The sequence below is a fragment of the Pseudazoarcus sp. NS20 genome (genome assembly GCF_059703745.1).
In genome coordinates this window covers 352,356-369,993 of sequence record NZ_BAAKIY010000002.1, presented here as the reverse complement: position 1 = coordinate 369,993, position 17,638 = coordinate 352,356, and the positions used below count along the sequence as shown (strand labels likewise).

Sequence of the window (17,638 nt, the reverse complement as noted above, 5' to 3'; positions counted from 1 at the left end):
GCTGGCCGCAAGAGGCTTATTTCAGCGCGTCGAAAGCGCGCCTGGTGATCTCGTCCACCGCGCCGATGCCGGCGATCTTGCGCACCTTGGGCGCAGCCGGGTCACCGGATGCCTGCCACGTGCTGTAGTACTCGACCAAGGGCTTGGTCTGCGCGTGATAGACCTCGAGGCGCTTCTTGACGGTTTCCTCGCGGTCGTCGTCACGCTGGATCAGGTCTTCGCCGGTGGCGTCGTCCTTGCCCTCGACCTTCGGCGGGTTGTATTTGACGTGATAGGTGCGACCCGACGCCGGGTGCACGCGGCGGCCGCTCATGCGCTCGACGATCTCGGCGTCATCCACTTCGATGACCAGCACGAAATCCAGCGCCACCTTGGCTTCCTTCATGGCGTCGGCCTGCGGGATGGTGCGCGGGAAACCGTCGAACATGTAGCCGTTGGTGCAGTCGTTATGCATCAGGCGATCCTGCACGAGGCCGATGATGATGTCGTCCGACACCAGACCACCCGAATCCATGACCTTCTTGGCCTCCAGCCCCAGCGGCGTGCCTTCGCGCACTGCGGCGCGCAGCATGTCGCCGGTGGAAATCTGCGGAATGCCGAAGCGTTCCTTGATGTAGCCAGCCTGCGTGCCTTTGCCGGCGCCCGGCGGTCCGAGAAGAATCAGTCGCATACAACCTCCAGTGTTGCGCGGTCCGCCTCTTGCGGCCGCCTTGTAGTGTCGCGGGCCGCTGAATGCGGCCCGCAGATCATTGTTCCTGCGCGAAAACCGCGCGTACCCGCAGCAGATCTTCGGGCGTATCGACGCCGGCAGCCGGCGCCTCGCTCACCACGCGCACCGCGATGCGGTGCCCGTGCCACATTGCGCGCAGCTGCTCGAGCGCTTCCCACTGCTCCAGCGGCGACGGTGCGAGCTGCGCATAACGCCGCAGAAAACCGGCGCGGTAGGCGTAGATGCCGACGTGACGCAACACCGGCACACCGGCCGGCAGCGCGTCGCGGGTGCGCGCAAGATCGTCACGTGCCCACGGAATCGGCGCGCGCGAAAAATACAGTGCATGACCCTGCGCATCGCACACGACCTTGACCACGTTCGGGTTGAAGAAGCTTTCGACATCGTGAATCGCATGGGCCGCCGTCGAGATCGAGGCCTCGGGTGACTCGGCCAGGGCCTGCGCCACCAGTCGGATCAACGCCGGGTCGATCAAGGGCTCGTCACCCTGCACATTGACGATGATGTCCTCGTCGGCCCAGCCACGCTGCTCGACCACCTCGGCGAGGCGGTCGGTGCCGCTGGCGTGGTCGGCACGCGTCATCACCGCCTGCGCACCGGCGGCCTGCACGCTGGCCAGCACCTGCGCGTCGTCGGTGGCCACCAGCACTTCATCGGCGCCCGAGGCAATGCCGCGCTCGAGCACGCGCACGATCATCGGCTTGCCACAGATGTCGGCCAAGGGCTTGCCCGGCAGACGCGTCGACGCGAAGCGTGCCGGAATGACCACGCGGAAAGCGGTCATGCGCCGCGCTTCCTCACGGCGTCGACCTCTTCGGCGGTCATCGCGCGCGCTTCGTCTTCGAGCATCACCGGAATGCCGTCACGGATGGGGAAGGCCAGTCGGTCGGCCTTGCACACGAGTTCTTGCTCCTCGCGCAGAATGTCCAGCGGCCCCTTGCACAGCGGGCACACGAGGATGTCAAGCAGGCGGGATTCCATGCGTCAGCTTCTCCACGATGCGTTGCGACGCGGTCGCGTCGATGCTTGCGCGAACCGGCAACACCCAAGTGTCGGCCGGCGCGAATGCCGCGCATTTTACCGCATCCTTGGCGGTGAGGATTTTCGGCGCAGCTTCGGCAAACGCCAGATCGCTCGCGACATAGGCGTGATGATCGGGAAAGGCGTGCGGAATCACCTGCAGACCGGCCTCGGCCAATTGCTCGAAGAAGCGCTGTGGGCGCCCGATGCCGGCCACCGCATGCACGCGCTGCCCGGAAAGCGCGGCCAGCGGACGACGCTCCGAACCATCGATACGTTCGAGCATTTCGCCCAGCAGGCGCATGTTGGCCACCGGCGCGTCGCCGGCTGCCGCACGCAAGCTCGGCGGCAACTCGCCATGCGCGATCACCAGATCAGCTTCGGCCAACCGCTCGACGCCTTCGCGCAACGGCCCGGCGGGCAGACGCCAGCCGTTGCCCATGACCTGCGCATCGACCACGATGATCTCGATGTCGCGCTGCAGCGCGTAATGCTGCAGGCCGTCATCGCTGACCAGCACATCGACTTCCGGGTGCGCCGCCAGCAACGCGCGACCCGCTGCGGGACGATCGCGCCCCACCGCCAGCGGGCAGCCGGTGAGTCGCGCCAGCAGCACCGGCTCGTCGCCGAACACGGCGGCGTCACCGTCCGGCGGCACCACGCTCACCGATGCAACGGTGCCGCCATAGCCGCGGCTGACGATGCCGGGGCGAAAGCCCGCCGCACGCAAGACATCCACCAGCCACGCCACCACAGGGGTCTTGCCGCTGCCGCCCACCGCGATGTTGCCGACGACGATGACCGGCACCGGCAGGCGTTCGCTGCGCAGCGTGCCGACGCGATAAAGCACGCGCCGGCTTGCGGCCAGCGAGCGGAACAACAAGGAAAGCGGTTGGAGCAGCACAGCAACGGCCCCACGACCACTCCAGTGGCGCGGCGGGCGGGCGCTCATGAGCGCGTTGAAGACGCGCTCGGGCTCACTGCTCGGGCGTCTGGATGGCGAAGGTGATCTGCGGCAGGCCGGCACGCTGGGCAGCCTGCATGACGTCCACCACACTCTGGTGCGACGAGCGGGCGTCGGCGTTGATGACTACGATGGGATTCTGCTCACCGGCCGGCACCGCCTGACCCAGCGCACGCGCAATCGACACCACGTCGCGCCCGCCCACGGCCCGGCCGTCCACCAGCACGTTGCCGTCAGGGCTGATCGCCACGGTGATTTCCTGCGGTCGCACTTCTGCAGGCTCGCCATCGCCCGTCGGCAGGGTGATCTGCATGCCCGATACGCGCGTGAACGTGGTCGTCACCATCAGAAAGATGATGATCACCAGCACCACGTCGATCAGCGGGATGAGGCTGACCTCGGGTTGTTCATGCTGCACGCCGCGCTGGAAATTCATGGTGTCGCTCCGTCAGCGTGCGCGTTCGCCGTGCACGACTTCCACGAGACGAATGGCCTGCTGCTCCATCTCGATCACGAAGGTATCGACCAGCGCACGGAAATGCCGCCAGAAAATCGTCGCGGGGATGGCAATGATGAGACCGAAGCCGGTCGTGTTGAGCGCGATCGAAATGCCCTGCGCAAGCTGCTGCGGATTGGCGCCGCTGGTGCCCTGCGAGGCGAAGATGTCGATCATGCCGATGATGGTGCCGAACAGGCCGAGCAGCGGGCTGACCGCGGCGATTGTACCCAGCGTGGTCATGTAGCGGCCGAGGTCATGCGCGACGGCGCGGCCGGTTTCTTCGATGGCCTCCTTCATGATCTCGCGCGAGCTGTTCACATTGCGCAGCCCCGCCGCCAACACGCGTCCGAGCGGCGAATGCGCCGCCACCCGGTCCGCCATGCCGACACTGGCACCATTGCGGGCCAGATCGTCGAGCACCTTGTCGAGCAGATCGGGCGGCACCACCTTGGCGCGACGCAGGGTGATGGAACGCTCGATGATGAGCGCCACCGCAATGATGGACGTGAACAACAGCGGCCAGATCGGCCAGCCGGATGCCTCGATGATCGCGATCACGCGCGCATGCTCCCGAATCGGAAAGCGGCCACTCTAGCGCCCGGCCCCATGAACGGCAAGGGCATAGGTCTCATGCCCCGACCGGAGCGCGGCGCCATTGCCACCAGTTGAAGCCCATCACCAGCACCATCGTCGCGAAGCCGAGCACCTCGACGGTGAAGTTGGGCCAGAAGATCGCCACCAGCGCCGGCACGATCACGGTGCGAGAGAGCATGTCCATCGGCGCAAACAGATAGCCCTCCAGCGCCGCCGCGAAAGCAGCCAGTGCGGTGAAGGCGATGATCACGTTCCACACGATGATCTGCCACGGCCCGCCCATGATGATTTCGGGGTTGAACACCATGAAGCACGGAATCAGGTACAGCCCCTTGGCGAACTTCCAGGCCTGCACGCTGGTGGCCATCGGCTTGCCTCCCGCGATGGCCGCGCCGGCAAACGCTGCCAGCGCCACCGGCGGCGTCACGTTGGAATCCTGCGAATACCAGAACACCACCAGATGCGCGATCAGCAGCGGGATGCCGAACTCGCTGGTGAGCGCCGGCCCGACCAGCACGATCAGCACGATGTAGGCCGCCGTCACCGGCAGCCCCATGCCCAGAATCAGACTGGCGATGATGACCATCAGCAGCGCCAACACGATGTTGCCACCCGAAAACGCCATCATCATCGACGAGAACTTGAGCCCCAGCCCGGTCAGCCCGACCACACCGACAATGATGCCGGCAACCGCGCAGGCCATGCTCACCGCCACGGCATTGCGCGCGCCCAGGGACAGGGCATGGATCAACACCTGGCCGCCCCGCACGACCATGCCGGCAAACGCTGCGGAGGAAATGCCCTGCCCTCGCCGCGCGCGATCGGCAAAGAACCACACCAACTGACGCACTGCGGCAACCACGGCTACCGAAACCACGGCGTAAAAACCCACCCGCATCGGCGAAGTATGCAGGGCCAACAGGTAGATCAGCACTGCCAGCGGCACCAGGAAGTGCCAGCCATCACGCATCACCTGACGCACCGAAGGCAGTTCGGAGGCTGCCATGCCCTTCATGCCCTGCTTGATGGCGATGAGGTGCACGAACAGATACACCGTGGCGAAATACATGATCGCCGGCAGGATGCTGACCTTGACGATCTCGATATACGGCACGCGGGTGTACTCGGCCATCAGAAAGGCGCCCGCCCCCATCAGCGGCGGCATGATCTGCCCGCCGGTGCTGGCCGCAGCCTCGACGCCGCCGGCCTGCTCGCGCGTGTAGCCCAGCCGCTTCATCAGCGGAATCGTGAAAGCCCCCGTGGTGACCACGTTGGCAATCGAGCTGCCCGAGATCGACCCCATGCCGGCCGATGCGATCACCGCCGCCTTGGCCGGGCCGCCGCGCTGGCGCCCCGTCGCGGCGTACGCCAGATCGATGAAGAAGCGCCCCGCACCGGTCACCTCCAGAAAGGCGCCGAACAGCACGAAGACGAAGATGAAGGTGGCCGCCACCCCCAACGGCAGACCGAAGAGGCCCTCCTGCCCGAGGTACAGCTGACCGATGACGCGGTCGAGGTTGTAACCCCGGTGCGCCAGGATGCCCGGCAGCCATTCGCCCAGCCACGGCAACTCCCCCCGCGGCCCGGCAAACGCGTAAAGCACAGCAACGATGCCGATGACTGTCAGCCCCAGCCCGACGGCGCGGCGACTGGCCTCGAGCACCGTCACCACCGCCACGCAGCCCACCACGATGTCGGTGGTGTTCCAGAAACCCGCGCGGTTGATGATCGCGTCGAGGTTGAGCGTGATGTAGGCCCCCGTGAGCACTGCGCAGGCGAAAAAAACCACGTCGATCAGCCCGCCCAGAACCCCGCGCGGACTCAGGTCGCGCCGACCGGAAGCGGGAAACATCAGAAAGGCCAGCATCATGATGGCAGCAAGGTGAATGCTGCGCTGGTAGAACAAGCCCAGCGTCTGAATACCCGCGGTGTAAAGCTGGAACAGCGACAACGCCACTGCAACGATGGTGATCAACCACAGCAGCGGCCGCGGCTGAGCCAAGCCACCGGCAAAATTCTTGAGGGCCGACTGCGGCTCTTCATTCATCTGAAATACTCCACCTGATCCGATGCCGGGGCCTGCATGTACAACACCACTTTACGGCCGGCATGGGTCGCACTCAGCGAGTGCACGCGCCCGCCGACGTCAATACGGTGATCAACCGCCTTGGACCCCACCCGCAAAGCCAGCCGGTTGTCGGGCAAAGCCTGATCGATCTGTTCGATTCGGTAGCCGCCAGCGCCATCCGAGCGCTGCACGCCTCGCCCCTGAATGTGCCCGAGGCCGGCCGCGAAATCCGGCTGATGGCTGTCGGTCAGCACCAGCTCGGGCGGACGCCATGCAAAACAATCGCGCACGGTGAAACCCGCCACCGAATGATTCCACAACAGACACCAGCGCTGCCCTGGCGCCAGCGGAAAACGGGCAACCGGCTGGCCGGCATCGTCGTCCACTTGAAGCACGGCGGGCCCCGCCTGAGCGAGGCCCGCGCTGAACAACACCAGGGCGCAGACATGTTTCAGCACCGCGCCCTGCCCTTTACGGCTTGAGGTTATCCGGAACCTTGTGGCCAGCGGCCTCGTAGTAACGGATGGCGCCGGGGTGCAGCGGGATCGGCGAAGAGCCCAGGCTGAACTCGATCGTCGTATCGTTGGCTGCCGGGTGGATGGCGATCAGGTCATCAATGCGCTCGAAGATCTCCTTGGTGACTGCGTTGGCCAGTTCGTCCGGCATGTCGGCGCTGACCACCAGCACGTTGGGGATGCCGATGGTGGCTACGTCGTCCACCTTGTCATAGGTGCCTTTGCGCAGCGTGTAGGCAGCGAACACCGGCTCGACCTTGCGGGCATTGGCGATTTCATCCGGCGTCAGCGACAGCAGCTTGATGTCGCGCGTGGCCGCGAGGTTGAGGATGGAGCTGGTCGGCGGACCGACACTCCAGAAACCCACGTCGATCTGGCCGTCACGCAGGGCATCAGCGGTTTCATTGAAGTTCAGACGCTGGACGTTCATGTCCTCGTACTGGATGCCGTTGGCTTCGAGCAGGGCCTTGGCATTGACCTCCGTGCCACTGCCGGGCGCGCCCACCGACACTCGCTTGCCCTTGAGGTCTTGCAGCGACTTGATGTCGGAGTTGCCCAGCGTGACGATCTGGACTGCGTTCGGATACACCGCCGCGATGGCACGCACCGGCAGCTTGCGACCATCGAACCGCCCCGTACCGTGGTATGCCTGATAGGCGGTGTCGGCCAGCGAGAACGCAATATCAGAATCCCCACGGGCGATCAGCCCCATGTTTTCAACCGAAGCCCCCGTCACCTCTGCAACCGCCTTGTAGCCGGGAATGTGCTTGTTGATCAGCTCGGCAATGCCGCCGCCAAGCGGGTAATACACCCCGCCGGTGCCCCCGGTAGCGATCGAAAGCTGGTTTTGTGCCGCGGCAAGCGGCGCAACCAGCGCGAGCGCCGAAGCGCAGAGTAAGCGTCCGAATTTCATGGGTGGTTCTCCTCTCAGGTGGGGATGTGGCTCATCCCGTCTATGCGTCTTCCCTCTCCCGTAGCCCGCCTGCACCGCTGCGCGATGACGCCGTCGGGCACTCGGGAACCGTAGCATACGCACAGCGCAGCCAAATCAGTGATATCCGCAGATCATTTGCATACCCCCGGCGATATCCACAAAAGCTGTGGACAACTATGTGGAGTACCTGCGGACGAATTGAAAAATCCCGCTTCGATCAAGCCTTTGGCTACTTCGCCTCAAGTTTGCGCAAACATTCTTTCCCCATGAAAAACAAATACTTAATTTTATTCCATTGTTCCAAAAGGTTTTTTTGCCCGCTTGACGCCTCCGTCGCGGTGCGCGCAGCCCGCTAGAATGCCGCCATGCCCGAGTTTGACGACCCTCTTGCCGCCCTCAGCGACACGCCCCTGAGCGTCAGCGCCCTCAACCGCCTCGCCCGCGGCATCCTCGAACGCGGCCTGCCGCTGATGCGTGTGGCCGGCGAGGTGTCCAATCTCGCCCGCCCGGGCTCCGGCCACCTGTACTTCACACTGAAAGACGAGAACGCCCAGGTGCGCTGCACGATGTGGCGTACGCGCGCCCAGACCCTGCCCTTTCGCCTCGAAAACGGCATGCGCGTGGAGGCACGAGCTGCAGTCACGCTGTATGAGCCGCGCGGTGACTTTCAGCTATCGGTAGAGGGGCTTCGGGCCGACGGCACCGGCAATCTGTTCGAGGCCTTTCTCAAACTCAAGCACAAGCTGGAAACCGAGGGGCTGTTCGACGCCGCGCTCAAACGCACACTGCCGCGCTACCCGCGGCGTATCGGGGTTGTCACGTCACCTGCGGCCGCCGCCTGGCAGGATGTGCTGGCTGCACTCGCACGCCGAGCGCCCGGCATCGAGGTCGTGCTGTATCCGGCGCAGGTGCAAGGCGAGGCCGCGCCAGCTCAATTGACGCAGGCCGTCGAGACGGCGTCACGCCGCGCCACGAGCGACGGCATCGAGGCACTGTTGCTGGTGCGCGGCGGCGGCAGCATCGAAGATTTGTGGGCCTTCAACAGCGAAGCACTGGCACGCAGCATCCGGCAGTGCGCCGTGCCGGTCATCAGCGGCGTCGGCCACGAGACCGATTTCACCATCGCCGACTTTGCGGCCGACCTACGCGCCACCACGCCGACAATGGCGGCCGAGCTGGTCAGCGCGGGCTATCACGCTGCCGCGAGCGAGATCGAATCACTGCAGCGCGCACTGCAGCGACAGCTCGACAGCCGTCTGGAAACCGCAGCCCAACGGCTCGACCGCAGCGCCTTGCGGCTGGTACATCCGCGCGAGCGGCTCGCGCGTGCGGGCGAACATTTGGAACGGCTTGCACAGTCACTGGGCGGCGCATTGCGCCATCGCGTCGAGCGCGAGCACGCCCGCACGGCCTCGCTCGAACTGCGCCTGCGCGTCGCGCGGCCGCGCCTGAGCGATATCGAACGCCAGCACCACCGGCTTGCCGAGCGCCTGCACGACGCCGCCACGCGCATTCTCACACCCCGTTACGATCGACTTGACGCCCTGGCGGCACAGCTCGAATCGCTCTCGCCCGCATCCACACTGGCGCGCGGCTTCAGCATCACGCGCGACGCCCAAGGCCGCATCGTGCGCTCTGCCTCGGCTGTAGCGCAGGGCGAAACCGTATCGATCGAAGTAGCCGACGGGCACCTTCACGCCGAGGTACTCGACGCCGGGCCCGACGCGCCATCGACACCGCCCGGCGCGGGATTGTCTTGACGCCGTTTTCCCCACTAGAATGGTCGGGTTTTCGTCCCGACGAAATCCTTCAGGAACAACCACAGGAGAGACTCATGGAACACACGCTTCCGCCCCTTCCGTACGCCAAGAATGCACTCGCTCCGCACGTCTCGGAAGAGACGCTGGAGTTTCACTACGGCAAGCACCATCAGACCTACGTGACCAACCTGAACAAGCTGATCGAAGGCACCGAATACGCCAACCTCGAACTCGAAGCCATCATCAAGAAGGCTCCGGCCGGCGGCGTCTACAACAACTCCGCGCAGATCTGGAACCACACCTTCTTCTGGAACAGCATGAAGCCGAACGGCGGCGGCGAGCCGACCGGTGCTCTGGCTGACGCCATCAAGGCCAAGTGGGGCTCCTTCGAAGACTTCAAGAAAGCCTTCGCTGCTTCGGCCGCCGGCAACTTCGGTTCGGGCTGGACGTGGCTGGTCAAGAAGGCCGACGGTTCGGTCGACATCGTCAACATGGGCGCCGCCGGCACCCCGCTGACCACCGCCGACAAAGCGCTGCTCTGTATCGACGTGTGGGAACACGCCTACTACATCGACTACCGCAACAAGCGCCCGGATTTCATCTCGGCCTTCCTGAACCACCTCGCCAACTGGGATTTCGCTGCGCAGAACTTCGCCAGCTGATCACCCACGCGATCAGGACGAATGGCCCCGCAAGGGGCCATTTTCATTTTCCCATGCTCGATATCCTGTATCAGGACGACCACCTCGTTGCCGTGCACAAGCCTTCGGGGCTGCTGGTGCATCGCTCGATGCTCGATCGCCACGAAACACGCTTTGCCCTGCAGATGGTGCGCGACCAGACCGGGCGCCACGTGCACACCGTGCACCGTCTCGACAAGGGCACGTCTGGGGTGCTGCTGTTCGCCTTCCAGCGCGAAACCGCTGCAGCCCTGGCCAGTGCTTTCGAGCTGCGTGACGTGGACAAGCGCTATCTCGCCATCGTGCGAGGCCACCCACCCGAATCGGGCACCATCGATCACCCGCTGCAGCGCAAGGACGAAGAAGCCGGCTCGGAGCGCAGCGACGGCCCGGTGCAGGAAGCGGTGACACGCTTCACCCGCCTCGAATGCTTCGAGCTGCCGGTATGCGTCGACCGCTATCCGACCAGCCGCTACGCCCTGCTCGAACTTCGCCCGGAGACCGGCCGGCGCCATCAGTTGCGCCGTCACATGAAACACATTTCTCACCCCATCATCGGCGACACCACATGGGGCAAAGGCCGTCACAACCGCATGCTGGCCGAGCGCTACGGCATCGCCCGCCAGCTGTTGGCGTGCGTCGGCCTGAGCTTCCGGCATCCGGCGAGCGGGCAGCTCGTCTCGATTGAATGCCCCCTCGACGCCGATTTCCTACACATCTTGAGCGGACTGCGCAGCGACTCGCCCCTATGAGCTGTCATGGAATCGCGGCACAATGACCGTCCGATCCATTGCAGACCCATCGATTCATGAATCCGCTGCTCCAGATCAAAGAACACGGCCAGCAAGCCTGGCTCGATAACCTGTCGCGCACCCTGCTCAACGACGGCCATCTGGCCCGCTTGATCATGGACGACGGTCTTTCCGGCGTGACGACCAACCCGGCGATCTTCCACAAGGCCATCTCGGATGGCCGTTATTACGAAGACGATCTCGAGCGGCTGCGTTCGCAGCCGCTGTCGGCTGAAGAACGTTATGAGCAGCTCGTCATCCCGGATGTGCAACGCGCATGCGACCTGCTGCTGCCGACCTGGCGTGAGACCAATGGCAACGCCGGCTACGTGAGCCTGGAGGTGTCGCCGTCGCTTGCGCACGACGCCGACGGCACCCTGGCTGCGGGCGAGCGGCTCCACGCCGCTGTGGCACGCCCGAATCTGTTGATCAAGGTGCCGGCCACGCGAGCCGGGCTGGAAGCCATCGAAAACCTGGTTGCGCGCGGCATCAGTGTCAATGTCACGCTGATGTTCTCGCTCGACCATGTGGACGAAGTGGCTGCGGCCTACGAAAGCGGCATTCGCCGCTTCATCGCCATCGGAGGCGACCCGCGTGGCGTGATGTCGGTGGCAAGTCTGTTCCTGTCGCGCGTAGATGCGCGCGTCGACAAACGCCTGGAAATCCTGGGCGGCGAGGCCCTCAAGCTGCGTGGCCGCACCGCCGTGTCGCTCGCCAAGATGGCGTATCAACGCTATCGCGAACGCTTCCACGGTGCCGGCTTTGCCGATTGCATCGCACACGGGGCTCGTCCGCAATACATGCTGTGGGCCAGCACGAGCACCAAGAACCCCGAATACCACGATCTGCTCTACGTCGAGCCGCTTATCGGACCGGAAACGGTCAATACCCTGCCCGACGCCACCTTGGCCGCTCTGCGCGACCACGGCCGCGTGGCCAACAATCTGGAGCAGGACATCGACGCAGCAGAAGCCCACTTCCGCGCGCTCTCGGCAAACGGCATCGAAATGACCGAAGTCGGTGAAGAGCTGCAGGAAGAAGGCTTGCGCCAGTTCGACGTCGCCTTTGCTGAACTGCTAAAGCTGACGGCCTGACACGCTCTCGCCGGCAGCGCGAAATGCAGAACGGGGCCTTTGAGGCCCCGTTCTGCATTTCCAGCACCGGATCAGTTCGGATCGGTGGGCGCCGCCAACTGTTTGACCGCTTTCGAAGGCTGTTGGGCCACCAGCAACTTACGCGACACGCCGCGCTGCTCCCCGGCGCTGCCCAACAACTCCTTCATGTCGAGGATCAGCACGATCTGGCCGTTGGCCAAGGTCGTGACACCGGCCACGCCTTTCGGACGGAAATCGTCGAGCGACTTGATCACTGCGTCTTCACGCCCTGCAAAGGTGTCGACCGCCAGGATGAAAGACAACTCTGCCGTATGCATCAGCACGCCGTACTGAGGCGAGCTCTTCAGCGGCCAGCCGAGCAGCCCAGCCAGCGGCAACACGGGCAGCACTTCACCCCGAATGACCATCGTGGCACGGCCACCAACTTCGCGGATGTCATCGCCCGCGATCGGCAGTATCTCGCGCACCATCGACAGCGGCACGGCAAACGGCTGCTCGCCCAGGCGCACCAGCAAGACCGGCAGGATGGCCAGCGTCAGCGGCAGACTGATGACGAAGGTGGTGCCTTTGGCCGGCTGCGACGTGATGTCAATGCTGCCGTTGAGCTTCTGGATGTTGGTACGCACCACGTCCATGCCGACACCGCGGCCGGAAACGTCGGTAAGCGCCGAGGCCGTCGAGAAACCGGGCAGGAAGACCAGGTTGTAGCTCTGGCGCTCGTCCATCGAATTGGCTTCTTCGTCGGTGATCAGCCCTTTCTCGAGGGCTTTGGCGCGCAGGCGCTCGGCGCTCATGCCCCGTCCGTCGTCGGCCACGACGATGACGATGTGGTCACCTTCTTGGCGCGCCTCGAGACGCACGATGGATTTGGCCGGCTTGCCGTTGGCACGACGTTCGGCCGGATCCTCCACGCCATGATCAACCGCGTTTCGGATCAAGTGGATGATGGGATCGCCCAGATCCTCGATCATGGTCTTGTCGATTTCGGTCTCTTCCCCGACCAACTCGAGTTCGACATCCTTGCCGAGGTTACGAGCAAGGTCGCGGGCGATGCGCGGGTACTTCTGGAACAGACGCCCGATCGGCTGCATGCGGGTCTTCATGACCGCGTTCTGCAGGTCGGAAACCAGCAGATCGAGCTGGCTCACCGCCAGATCGAGCGCATGCAGCGTTTCATTGTCGGTACGCCCGCTGAGAATGTCGCTGCGCAAGGCATTCAGCCGGTTCTTGGTCAAACCGATTTCGCCCGACAGGTTGAGCACCTGGTCGAGGCGCGCGGTATCCACGCGAATCGACGTATCGCGCTGCCGCTCGGCCTCGCGCCGGCCTGCGGGGGCCCCGCCGCTCGGGCGGTCGCCAGCCCGTCGGCCTTGCGCCGCCTTGATGACTTCGTCCGCAGGCTCCTGCTCCTCCGACACCGTCACTGCGTGCTCACCGCCGGTCGCTGCAGCGTGGAGCAGCTCCCAGTCAGGCTCGCCGGAGGCTGATTTTTCTGCCGTGGGCGCTTTCACGGGCTGTGGTGCCGACGGGGCTTTCGCGCTGAGCTTGTCGTCGATGGCTAGGCTCAGACGCTCCATCAGCGCAGGATCGGCCGCCGCCGGCTGCACGCTCTGCCCGAGTTGGCCGAACATGTCTCGAATGGTGCCGGTCGCCTCGAGAATCGCGTCCATGATCTCGGGGTTGAGTTCGATCTCGCCGTTGCGCAGCTTGTCGAACAGGTTCTCGGTCAAATGACACAAGGCCACCAACTCGGTGGCATTGAGAAACCCCGCGCCGCCTTTGATGGTGTGAAAGCCCCGAAAAATGTCATTGAGCAGGCCTTTGTCGTCGGGCGCACGCTCCAGATCCACCAGCTTGTTGTCGACGCCCGACAGCAGGTCGCCTGCCTCGACCAGAAAGTCCTGCAACAGGTCTTCCATTCCCGCGAAGTCACTCATGATCTTCTCGCTTCATCTGGGCGCTCAAGCACTTCAGTGCCCAGCGCGTTGCCTGGTTTGACGACATCAGAATCCAAGGCTGTCGAGCAGATCATCGACCTGCTCCTGGGTGTTGACCACATCGCTGCGCGTCTTGTCGATGACCGGGCCGTTCTTGAGGCCTTCCTGACCGGCCGAGCGCTTGTCTTCCGGCATGGTCTCGATCAGCAGCTGAAGCAACTGCGTCTCCAGCGCCTGCGCCAGATCGACCACTTTCTTGATGACCTGACCGGTGAGATCCTGGAAATCCTGCGCCATCATGATTTCCATTAACTGCGCATTGGTCGCCTCACTGGTGCTGCGCACGTCACCCAGGAAACTGCGCGTCTCGCCGGCCAGCGCCTTGAAGTCGTCGACCGACAGTTCATTCGCGAACAACTGATTCCAGCGCTGTTCGAGCAGCTCGGCATCGCTCTGCATCTTGTCCTGCAGCGGCTTGACCAGGTCGGTGGCGTTGAGCACGCGCGACGCCGCCTGCTCGGTCATGTGGGCAATGTAGCTCAGGCGTTGGCGGGCATCGGGAATGCCTTGCACGGCATCCGTCAGGGATTCACTGTCCAGGCCGAGCGCATGCAGCGTGTCGTGCACCTGCCGTGTCATCTGCCCGATGCGGTTGAACACGGCCGGCTCGGCAGAGGCCTCATCAGCGCTCGCAGCCGTCACGCCGACAACGTCTTTGACGCTGCTCTCGAAGGTTGCGGACACCTCGTCGAACAGGGCCTGCAGGCTTTCGTCATCACCGCCAGCGCTTGCCGCTGCTGCGGGCTTGGCCGGGGCAGCCGGCTCTTCGGCATGCACTTCGGTGGCAATGCTGTCGAACAAGGCCTGCAGATCGTCGCTGTCGCCGCTGTCGTCGGTTTTGTGTTTCTTGGTCATTCTTTCCGGCTCCCCTACCGTGTGCTTCAAGCCCGCCTGCAAAGCAGGCTCACTGGCCCATCCGCTCGAAGATCTTCTGCAGCTTCTCGGACATGGTGGCCGCAGTGAATGGCTTGACGATGTAGCCGCTGGCGCCCGCCTGGGCCGCTGCGATGATGTTTTCCTTCTTGGCCTCGGCCGTGATCATCAGCACCGGAAGGTGCTTCAGCGCAGGGCTTTTGCGAATGCTCTGCAGCAACGTCAGCCCATCCATGTTGGGCATGTTCCAGTCCGTGACGACGAAATCGAAACCGCCGCCTTCGAGCTTCTGCAAGGCCACCTGCCCGTCTTCGGCTTCATCCACATTGGTGTAGCCAAGCTCCTTGAGCAGGTTGCGCACGATGCGTCGCATGGTTGAAAAATCGTCCACGACGAGGAACTTCATCTTGGGGTCAGACATTCATTTCTCCGTTAACTCGGCTGGCCACGGCGCTCAATGCCCTCTGACAAGCAGGGGGCGCAAGGTATCGGCCAGCGCGTCCGCATCGAATTTTGCCACGTAGCTATCCACCCCGACCTGCTTGCCCATCGCACGATTGGCCTGCGACGACAGCGAAGAGTGCATGACTACGGGAATCCCCTCGAAACGGTTGTCGGTCTTGATGCGGCGCGTCAGCACGTAACCGTCCATCTCCGGCATCTCGGCGTCGACGAGAATCACATCGACCTCGTCGCCCACATGGCGGCCCACCTGCTGCGCATGAGCGGCCATGTTGTCCAGACGATTCCACGCTTCGAGACCGTTCACCGCGTGCTTGTGTTTAACCCCGAGCTTGTCGAGCACTTCGGTGATCTTGCGGCGCGCAACGGCCGAATCGTCCACGAAGAAGACGTTGCGCTCATGACCACCGTGAATCGGCGCGATGGCGCCGACCACCGCCTCACCGAAGGTATTGGCGAGCACGGTCTCGACATCGACGATCGACACCAGTGGGCCACCCGGCAGCTCGGTGATGGCCGTGATGTAACTGTTGGTCGAACTGGACATGTTGTCAGGAGCGCGCACGCGATCCCACTCGACCCGCACGATGCGATCCACCTCGCTGACCAGAAAGCCCAGCGTGCGCTTGCTGTACTCGGTCACCATCATCGAGCCACCCAGCTCACCACCCGGCTCGGCCAGCCCCATGATCTTGGCGAGCGAGAGCACCGGGATGACGTTGCCTCGCAGCGAGATCAGCCCCTCGACGCCCGGCGGCATGTTCGGAGCCGGCGTGATGAATGGCGTGGCCGAGACTTCACGCACTTTAAAGACGTTGATGCCGAAGGTTTCGCCAGTGCCGAGCGAAAACAGCAGGATCTCCATGCGGTTGGAGCCAGCCAGACTGGTGCGGGCATCCACGCTGTCGAGCAGGCCGCTTGCCACGGAAGTGTTCTCAGACATGATCGCTCCTCATTTCAGCCCGGGACGATTCTCGGCAATCATTCGCCGTAGCGTCGCAGCGAGCCGCTGGGGCTCGAATTTGGAAACGTACTCGTCGACCCCGACCGATTTACCCAGCGTCTGGTTCGAATTTCCCGAAAGGGATGAATGCATGACAACCGGGATGCCCGCGAAGCGGCTGTCGGATTTGATGGTCTTGGTGAGGATGTAGCCATCCATCTCGGGCATTTCGACGTCGGTCAGGATCACGCTGACCAGATCGCGCACGCTGCGCCCGGAAGACTGGGCGTGAGCTGCGATTTTCTGCAGCTCCTCGACCGCGCGGCGGCCGTTAATGGCGCTGATGTACTGGATACCGAGCACATTCAGCGTGCGCTCGATCTGCCCCCGGGCCACCGCCGAATCGTCTGCGAAAACCACCAGACGCGTGTCGTCGACCGGCTCAATGCCATTGAACAGGATGGCTTCGTCGTAATGCGCCGTCTCGGACAGCACCTTCTCGACGTCGAGCATCATCACTAGGCGGTTATCGGGCAATTCAGTGATGGCCGTGACCAGCCCGCCCATCTTCGCAGTAAGCATTTCCGGGGGCACGCGCATCTGCGACCAATCGAGCCGCAGGATGGTATCCACCGCCTCGACCAGAAAGCCCTGCGTATGACCGTTGTATTCGGTGACGATCATGATGCCGCGCGGCGTCTCAGTGCTGATTCCGACGTATTTGGCGAGATCGACGACCGGCACCAGCATGCCGCGCAGGCTGACCATACCCTCGACACAATCCGGCATTTCGGGCGCTGCGGTGATCTCAGGCGTGCGCATGACTTCACGCACCTTGAAGACGTTGATACCGAACGTCTCCTTGCGCCCCGTGCGCGAATCATGGCCCAGAGTGAACAGCAGGATCTCGAGCTTGTTCGTGCCGGCCAGACGCGTGCGCGCCTCGATATTGCTGAACAGGTTTGACATTTCACTCTCCGCGCAAAGCGGCCTCATTCGACGGTGCGGCGGCCCTGCATGCCATGCAGGCAAGGCCCCGACCAGGTATCTGACTACTTAACGGATGGCTGGTCCGTTTTCTTTAGGGCTTTGTCCACTCCACAGCAAACCGGCCTGCCGCACGGTGTGCGATGCGATATCCGCCAGTGGCAGCACCTCATGCGCAGCCCCCAGCGACACCGCCTCACGCGGCATGCCGTACACCACGCACGAGGCCTCGTCCTGCGCAATCGTCCAGGCTCCGGAGCGATGCATCTGCAGCAGGCCGTCGGCACCATCCTTGCCCATGCCGGTAAGCAACACGCCGATGGCCGACCCGCCCAACTCACGCGCAGCCGAACGGAACAGCACGTCGACCGAGGGGCGATGGCGATTCACCGGGTCGCTGCGCTCCAGCACGCACACCAGGCGACCACCCGACGAACGCACGGACAGATGCGAGTGCCCCGGGGCGATGTAAGCCGTACCGCGGCACACGCGCTCGCCATCCTCGGCCTCTTTGACGTGCATGGCGCAGACACTGTCGAGCCGGCGCGCAAACGTGCCGGTGAACATCTCGGGCATGTGCTGCACGATGAGTACGGGCAGCATGTCGGCCGGGAAACCTTGCAGAACGACCTTGACGGCCTCGGTCCCGCCGGTGGAGGCCCCGATGCACACGTGGGTGCGGGGATGAAAACGCGCAGACGGCATG

The 17,638-nt window shown here is 64.0% G+C and carries 19 protein-coding genes; 4 read left to right on the top strand and 15 right to left on the bottom strand.

Annotation, left to right across the window (positions count from 1 at the left end):
- Positions 1–16: 16 nt before the first annotated feature.
- The 9 genes from adk to AC6H0W_RS07450 form a co-directional block, all read right to left on the bottom strand.
- The gene (adk, locus tag AC6H0W_RS07490) at positions 17–670 is read right to left on the bottom strand and encodes an adenylate kinase (protein WP_497576537.1); all 654 of its coding nucleotides are present in this window, start codon (positions 668–670) and stop codon (positions 17–19) included.
- Positions 671–746: 76 nt separating this feature from the next.
- Complete coding sequence (kdsB, locus tag AC6H0W_RS07485; RefSeq protein ID WP_497576536.1) at positions 747–1,514, bottom strand: 3-deoxy-manno-octulosonate cytidylyltransferase; 768 nt, start codon at positions 1,512–1,514, stop codon at positions 747–749.
- The gene (locus tag AC6H0W_RS07480; RefSeq protein ID WP_497576535.1) at positions 1,511–1,711 is read right to left on the bottom strand and encodes a Trm112 family protein; all 201 of its coding nucleotides are present in this window, start codon (positions 1,709–1,711) and stop codon (positions 1,511–1,513) included. The genes kdsB and AC6H0W_RS07480 overlap by 4 nt, the downstream gene beginning before the upstream one ends.
- Positions 1,692–2,702, bottom strand: coding sequence for a tetraacyldisaccharide 4'-kinase (lpxK, locus tag AC6H0W_RS07475; RefSeq protein WP_497576534.1), 1,011 nt, complete (start codon positions 2,700–2,702; stop codon positions 1,692–1,694). Before lpxK ends, AC6H0W_RS07480 begins: the two co-directional genes overlap by 20 nt.
- Before the next feature lie 25 nt (positions 2,703–2,727).
- Positions 2,728–3,150: an ExbD/TolR family protein gene (locus tag AC6H0W_RS07470; RefSeq protein WP_497576533.1), complete on the bottom strand. Its 423-nt coding sequence runs from the start codon at positions 3,148–3,150 to the stop codon at positions 2,728–2,730.
- A 12-nt stretch (positions 3,151–3,162) separates the two neighbouring features.
- Complete coding sequence (locus tag AC6H0W_RS07465; protein WP_497576532.1) at positions 3,163–3,771, bottom strand: MotA/TolQ/ExbB proton channel family protein; 609 nt, start codon at positions 3,769–3,771, stop codon at positions 3,163–3,165.
- Between the two features lie 70 nt (positions 3,772–3,841).
- The gene (locus AC6H0W_RS07460; RefSeq protein ID WP_497576531.1) at positions 3,842–5,854 is read right to left on the bottom strand and encodes a TRAP transporter permease; all 2,013 of its coding nucleotides are present in this window, start codon (positions 5,852–5,854) and stop codon (positions 3,842–3,844) included.
- Complete coding sequence (locus AC6H0W_RS07455; RefSeq protein WP_497576530.1) at positions 5,851–6,333, bottom strand: DUF1850 domain-containing protein; 483 nt, start codon at positions 6,331–6,333, stop codon at positions 5,851–5,853. The genes AC6H0W_RS07460 and AC6H0W_RS07455 overlap by 4 nt, the downstream gene beginning before the upstream one ends.
- 13 nt (positions 6,334–6,346) lie before the next feature.
- A complete protein-coding gene (locus tag AC6H0W_RS07450) occupies positions 6,347–7,303 on the bottom strand; it encodes a TAXI family TRAP transporter solute-binding subunit (RefSeq protein WP_497576529.1) in 957 nt (318 codons plus the stop codon).
- 386 nt (positions 7,304–7,689) lie between these two features.
- Between AC6H0W_RS07450 and xseA the strand changes: the two genes are divergently transcribed.
- The 4 genes from xseA (at position 7,690) to tal (ending at position 11,649) form a co-directional block, all read left to right on the top strand.
- The gene (gene xseA, locus AC6H0W_RS07445) at positions 7,690–9,084 is read left to right on the top strand and encodes an exodeoxyribonuclease VII large subunit (RefSeq protein ID WP_497576528.1); all 1,395 of its coding nucleotides are present in this window, start codon (positions 7,690–7,692) and stop codon (positions 9,082–9,084) included.
- 74 nt (positions 9,085–9,158) lie between these two features.
- Positions 9,159–9,746, top strand: a complete 588-nt coding sequence (locus AC6H0W_RS07440) for a superoxide dismutase (RefSeq protein ID WP_497576527.1) — start codon at positions 9,159–9,161, stop codon at positions 9,744–9,746.
- A 53-nt stretch (positions 9,747–9,799) separates the two neighbouring features.
- Entirely contained in the window at positions 9,800–10,516 is a 717-nt protein-coding gene (locus tag AC6H0W_RS07435; RefSeq protein ID WP_497576526.1) for a pseudouridine synthase, read from the top strand.
- A gap of 56 nt (positions 10,517–10,572) precedes the next feature.
- On the top strand, positions 10,573–11,649 hold the full coding sequence (tal, locus tag AC6H0W_RS07430; protein WP_497576525.1) for a transaldolase: 1,077 nt from the start codon (positions 10,573–10,575) through the stop codon (positions 11,647–11,649).
- 71 nt (positions 11,650–11,720) lie between these two features.
- Here the strand turns inward: tal and AC6H0W_RS07425 are convergent, their stop codons facing one another.
- The 6 genes from AC6H0W_RS07425 to AC6H0W_RS07400 form a co-directional block, all read right to left on the bottom strand.
- Positions 11,721–13,607, bottom strand: coding sequence for a chemotaxis protein CheA (locus tag AC6H0W_RS07425; protein WP_497576524.1), 1,887 nt, complete (start codon positions 13,605–13,607; stop codon positions 11,721–11,723).
- A 66-nt stretch (positions 13,608–13,673) separates the two neighbouring features.
- A complete protein-coding gene (cheZ, locus tag AC6H0W_RS07420) occupies positions 13,674–14,522 on the bottom strand; it encodes a protein phosphatase CheZ (RefSeq protein ID WP_497576523.1) in 849 nt (282 codons plus the stop codon).
- A 49-nt stretch (positions 14,523–14,571) separates the two neighbouring features.
- Entirely contained in the window at positions 14,572–14,961 is a 390-nt protein-coding gene (gene cheY, locus AC6H0W_RS07415; RefSeq protein WP_497576522.1) for a chemotaxis response regulator CheY, read from the bottom strand.
- 33 nt (positions 14,962–14,994) lie between these two features.
- Entirely contained in the window at positions 14,995–15,945 is a 951-nt protein-coding gene (locus AC6H0W_RS07410) for a chemotaxis protein (RefSeq protein WP_497576521.1), read from the bottom strand.
- A 9-nt stretch (positions 15,946–15,954) separates the two neighbouring features.
- Complete coding sequence (locus AC6H0W_RS07405; protein ID WP_497576520.1) at positions 15,955–16,914, bottom strand: chemotaxis protein; 960 nt, start codon at positions 16,912–16,914, stop codon at positions 15,955–15,957.
- A gap of 87 nt (positions 16,915–17,001) precedes the next feature.
- Entirely contained in the window at positions 17,002–17,637 is a 636-nt protein-coding gene (locus AC6H0W_RS07400; RefSeq protein ID WP_497576519.1) for a CheB methylesterase domain-containing protein, read from the bottom strand.
- Position 17,638 lies beyond the last annotated feature (1 nt).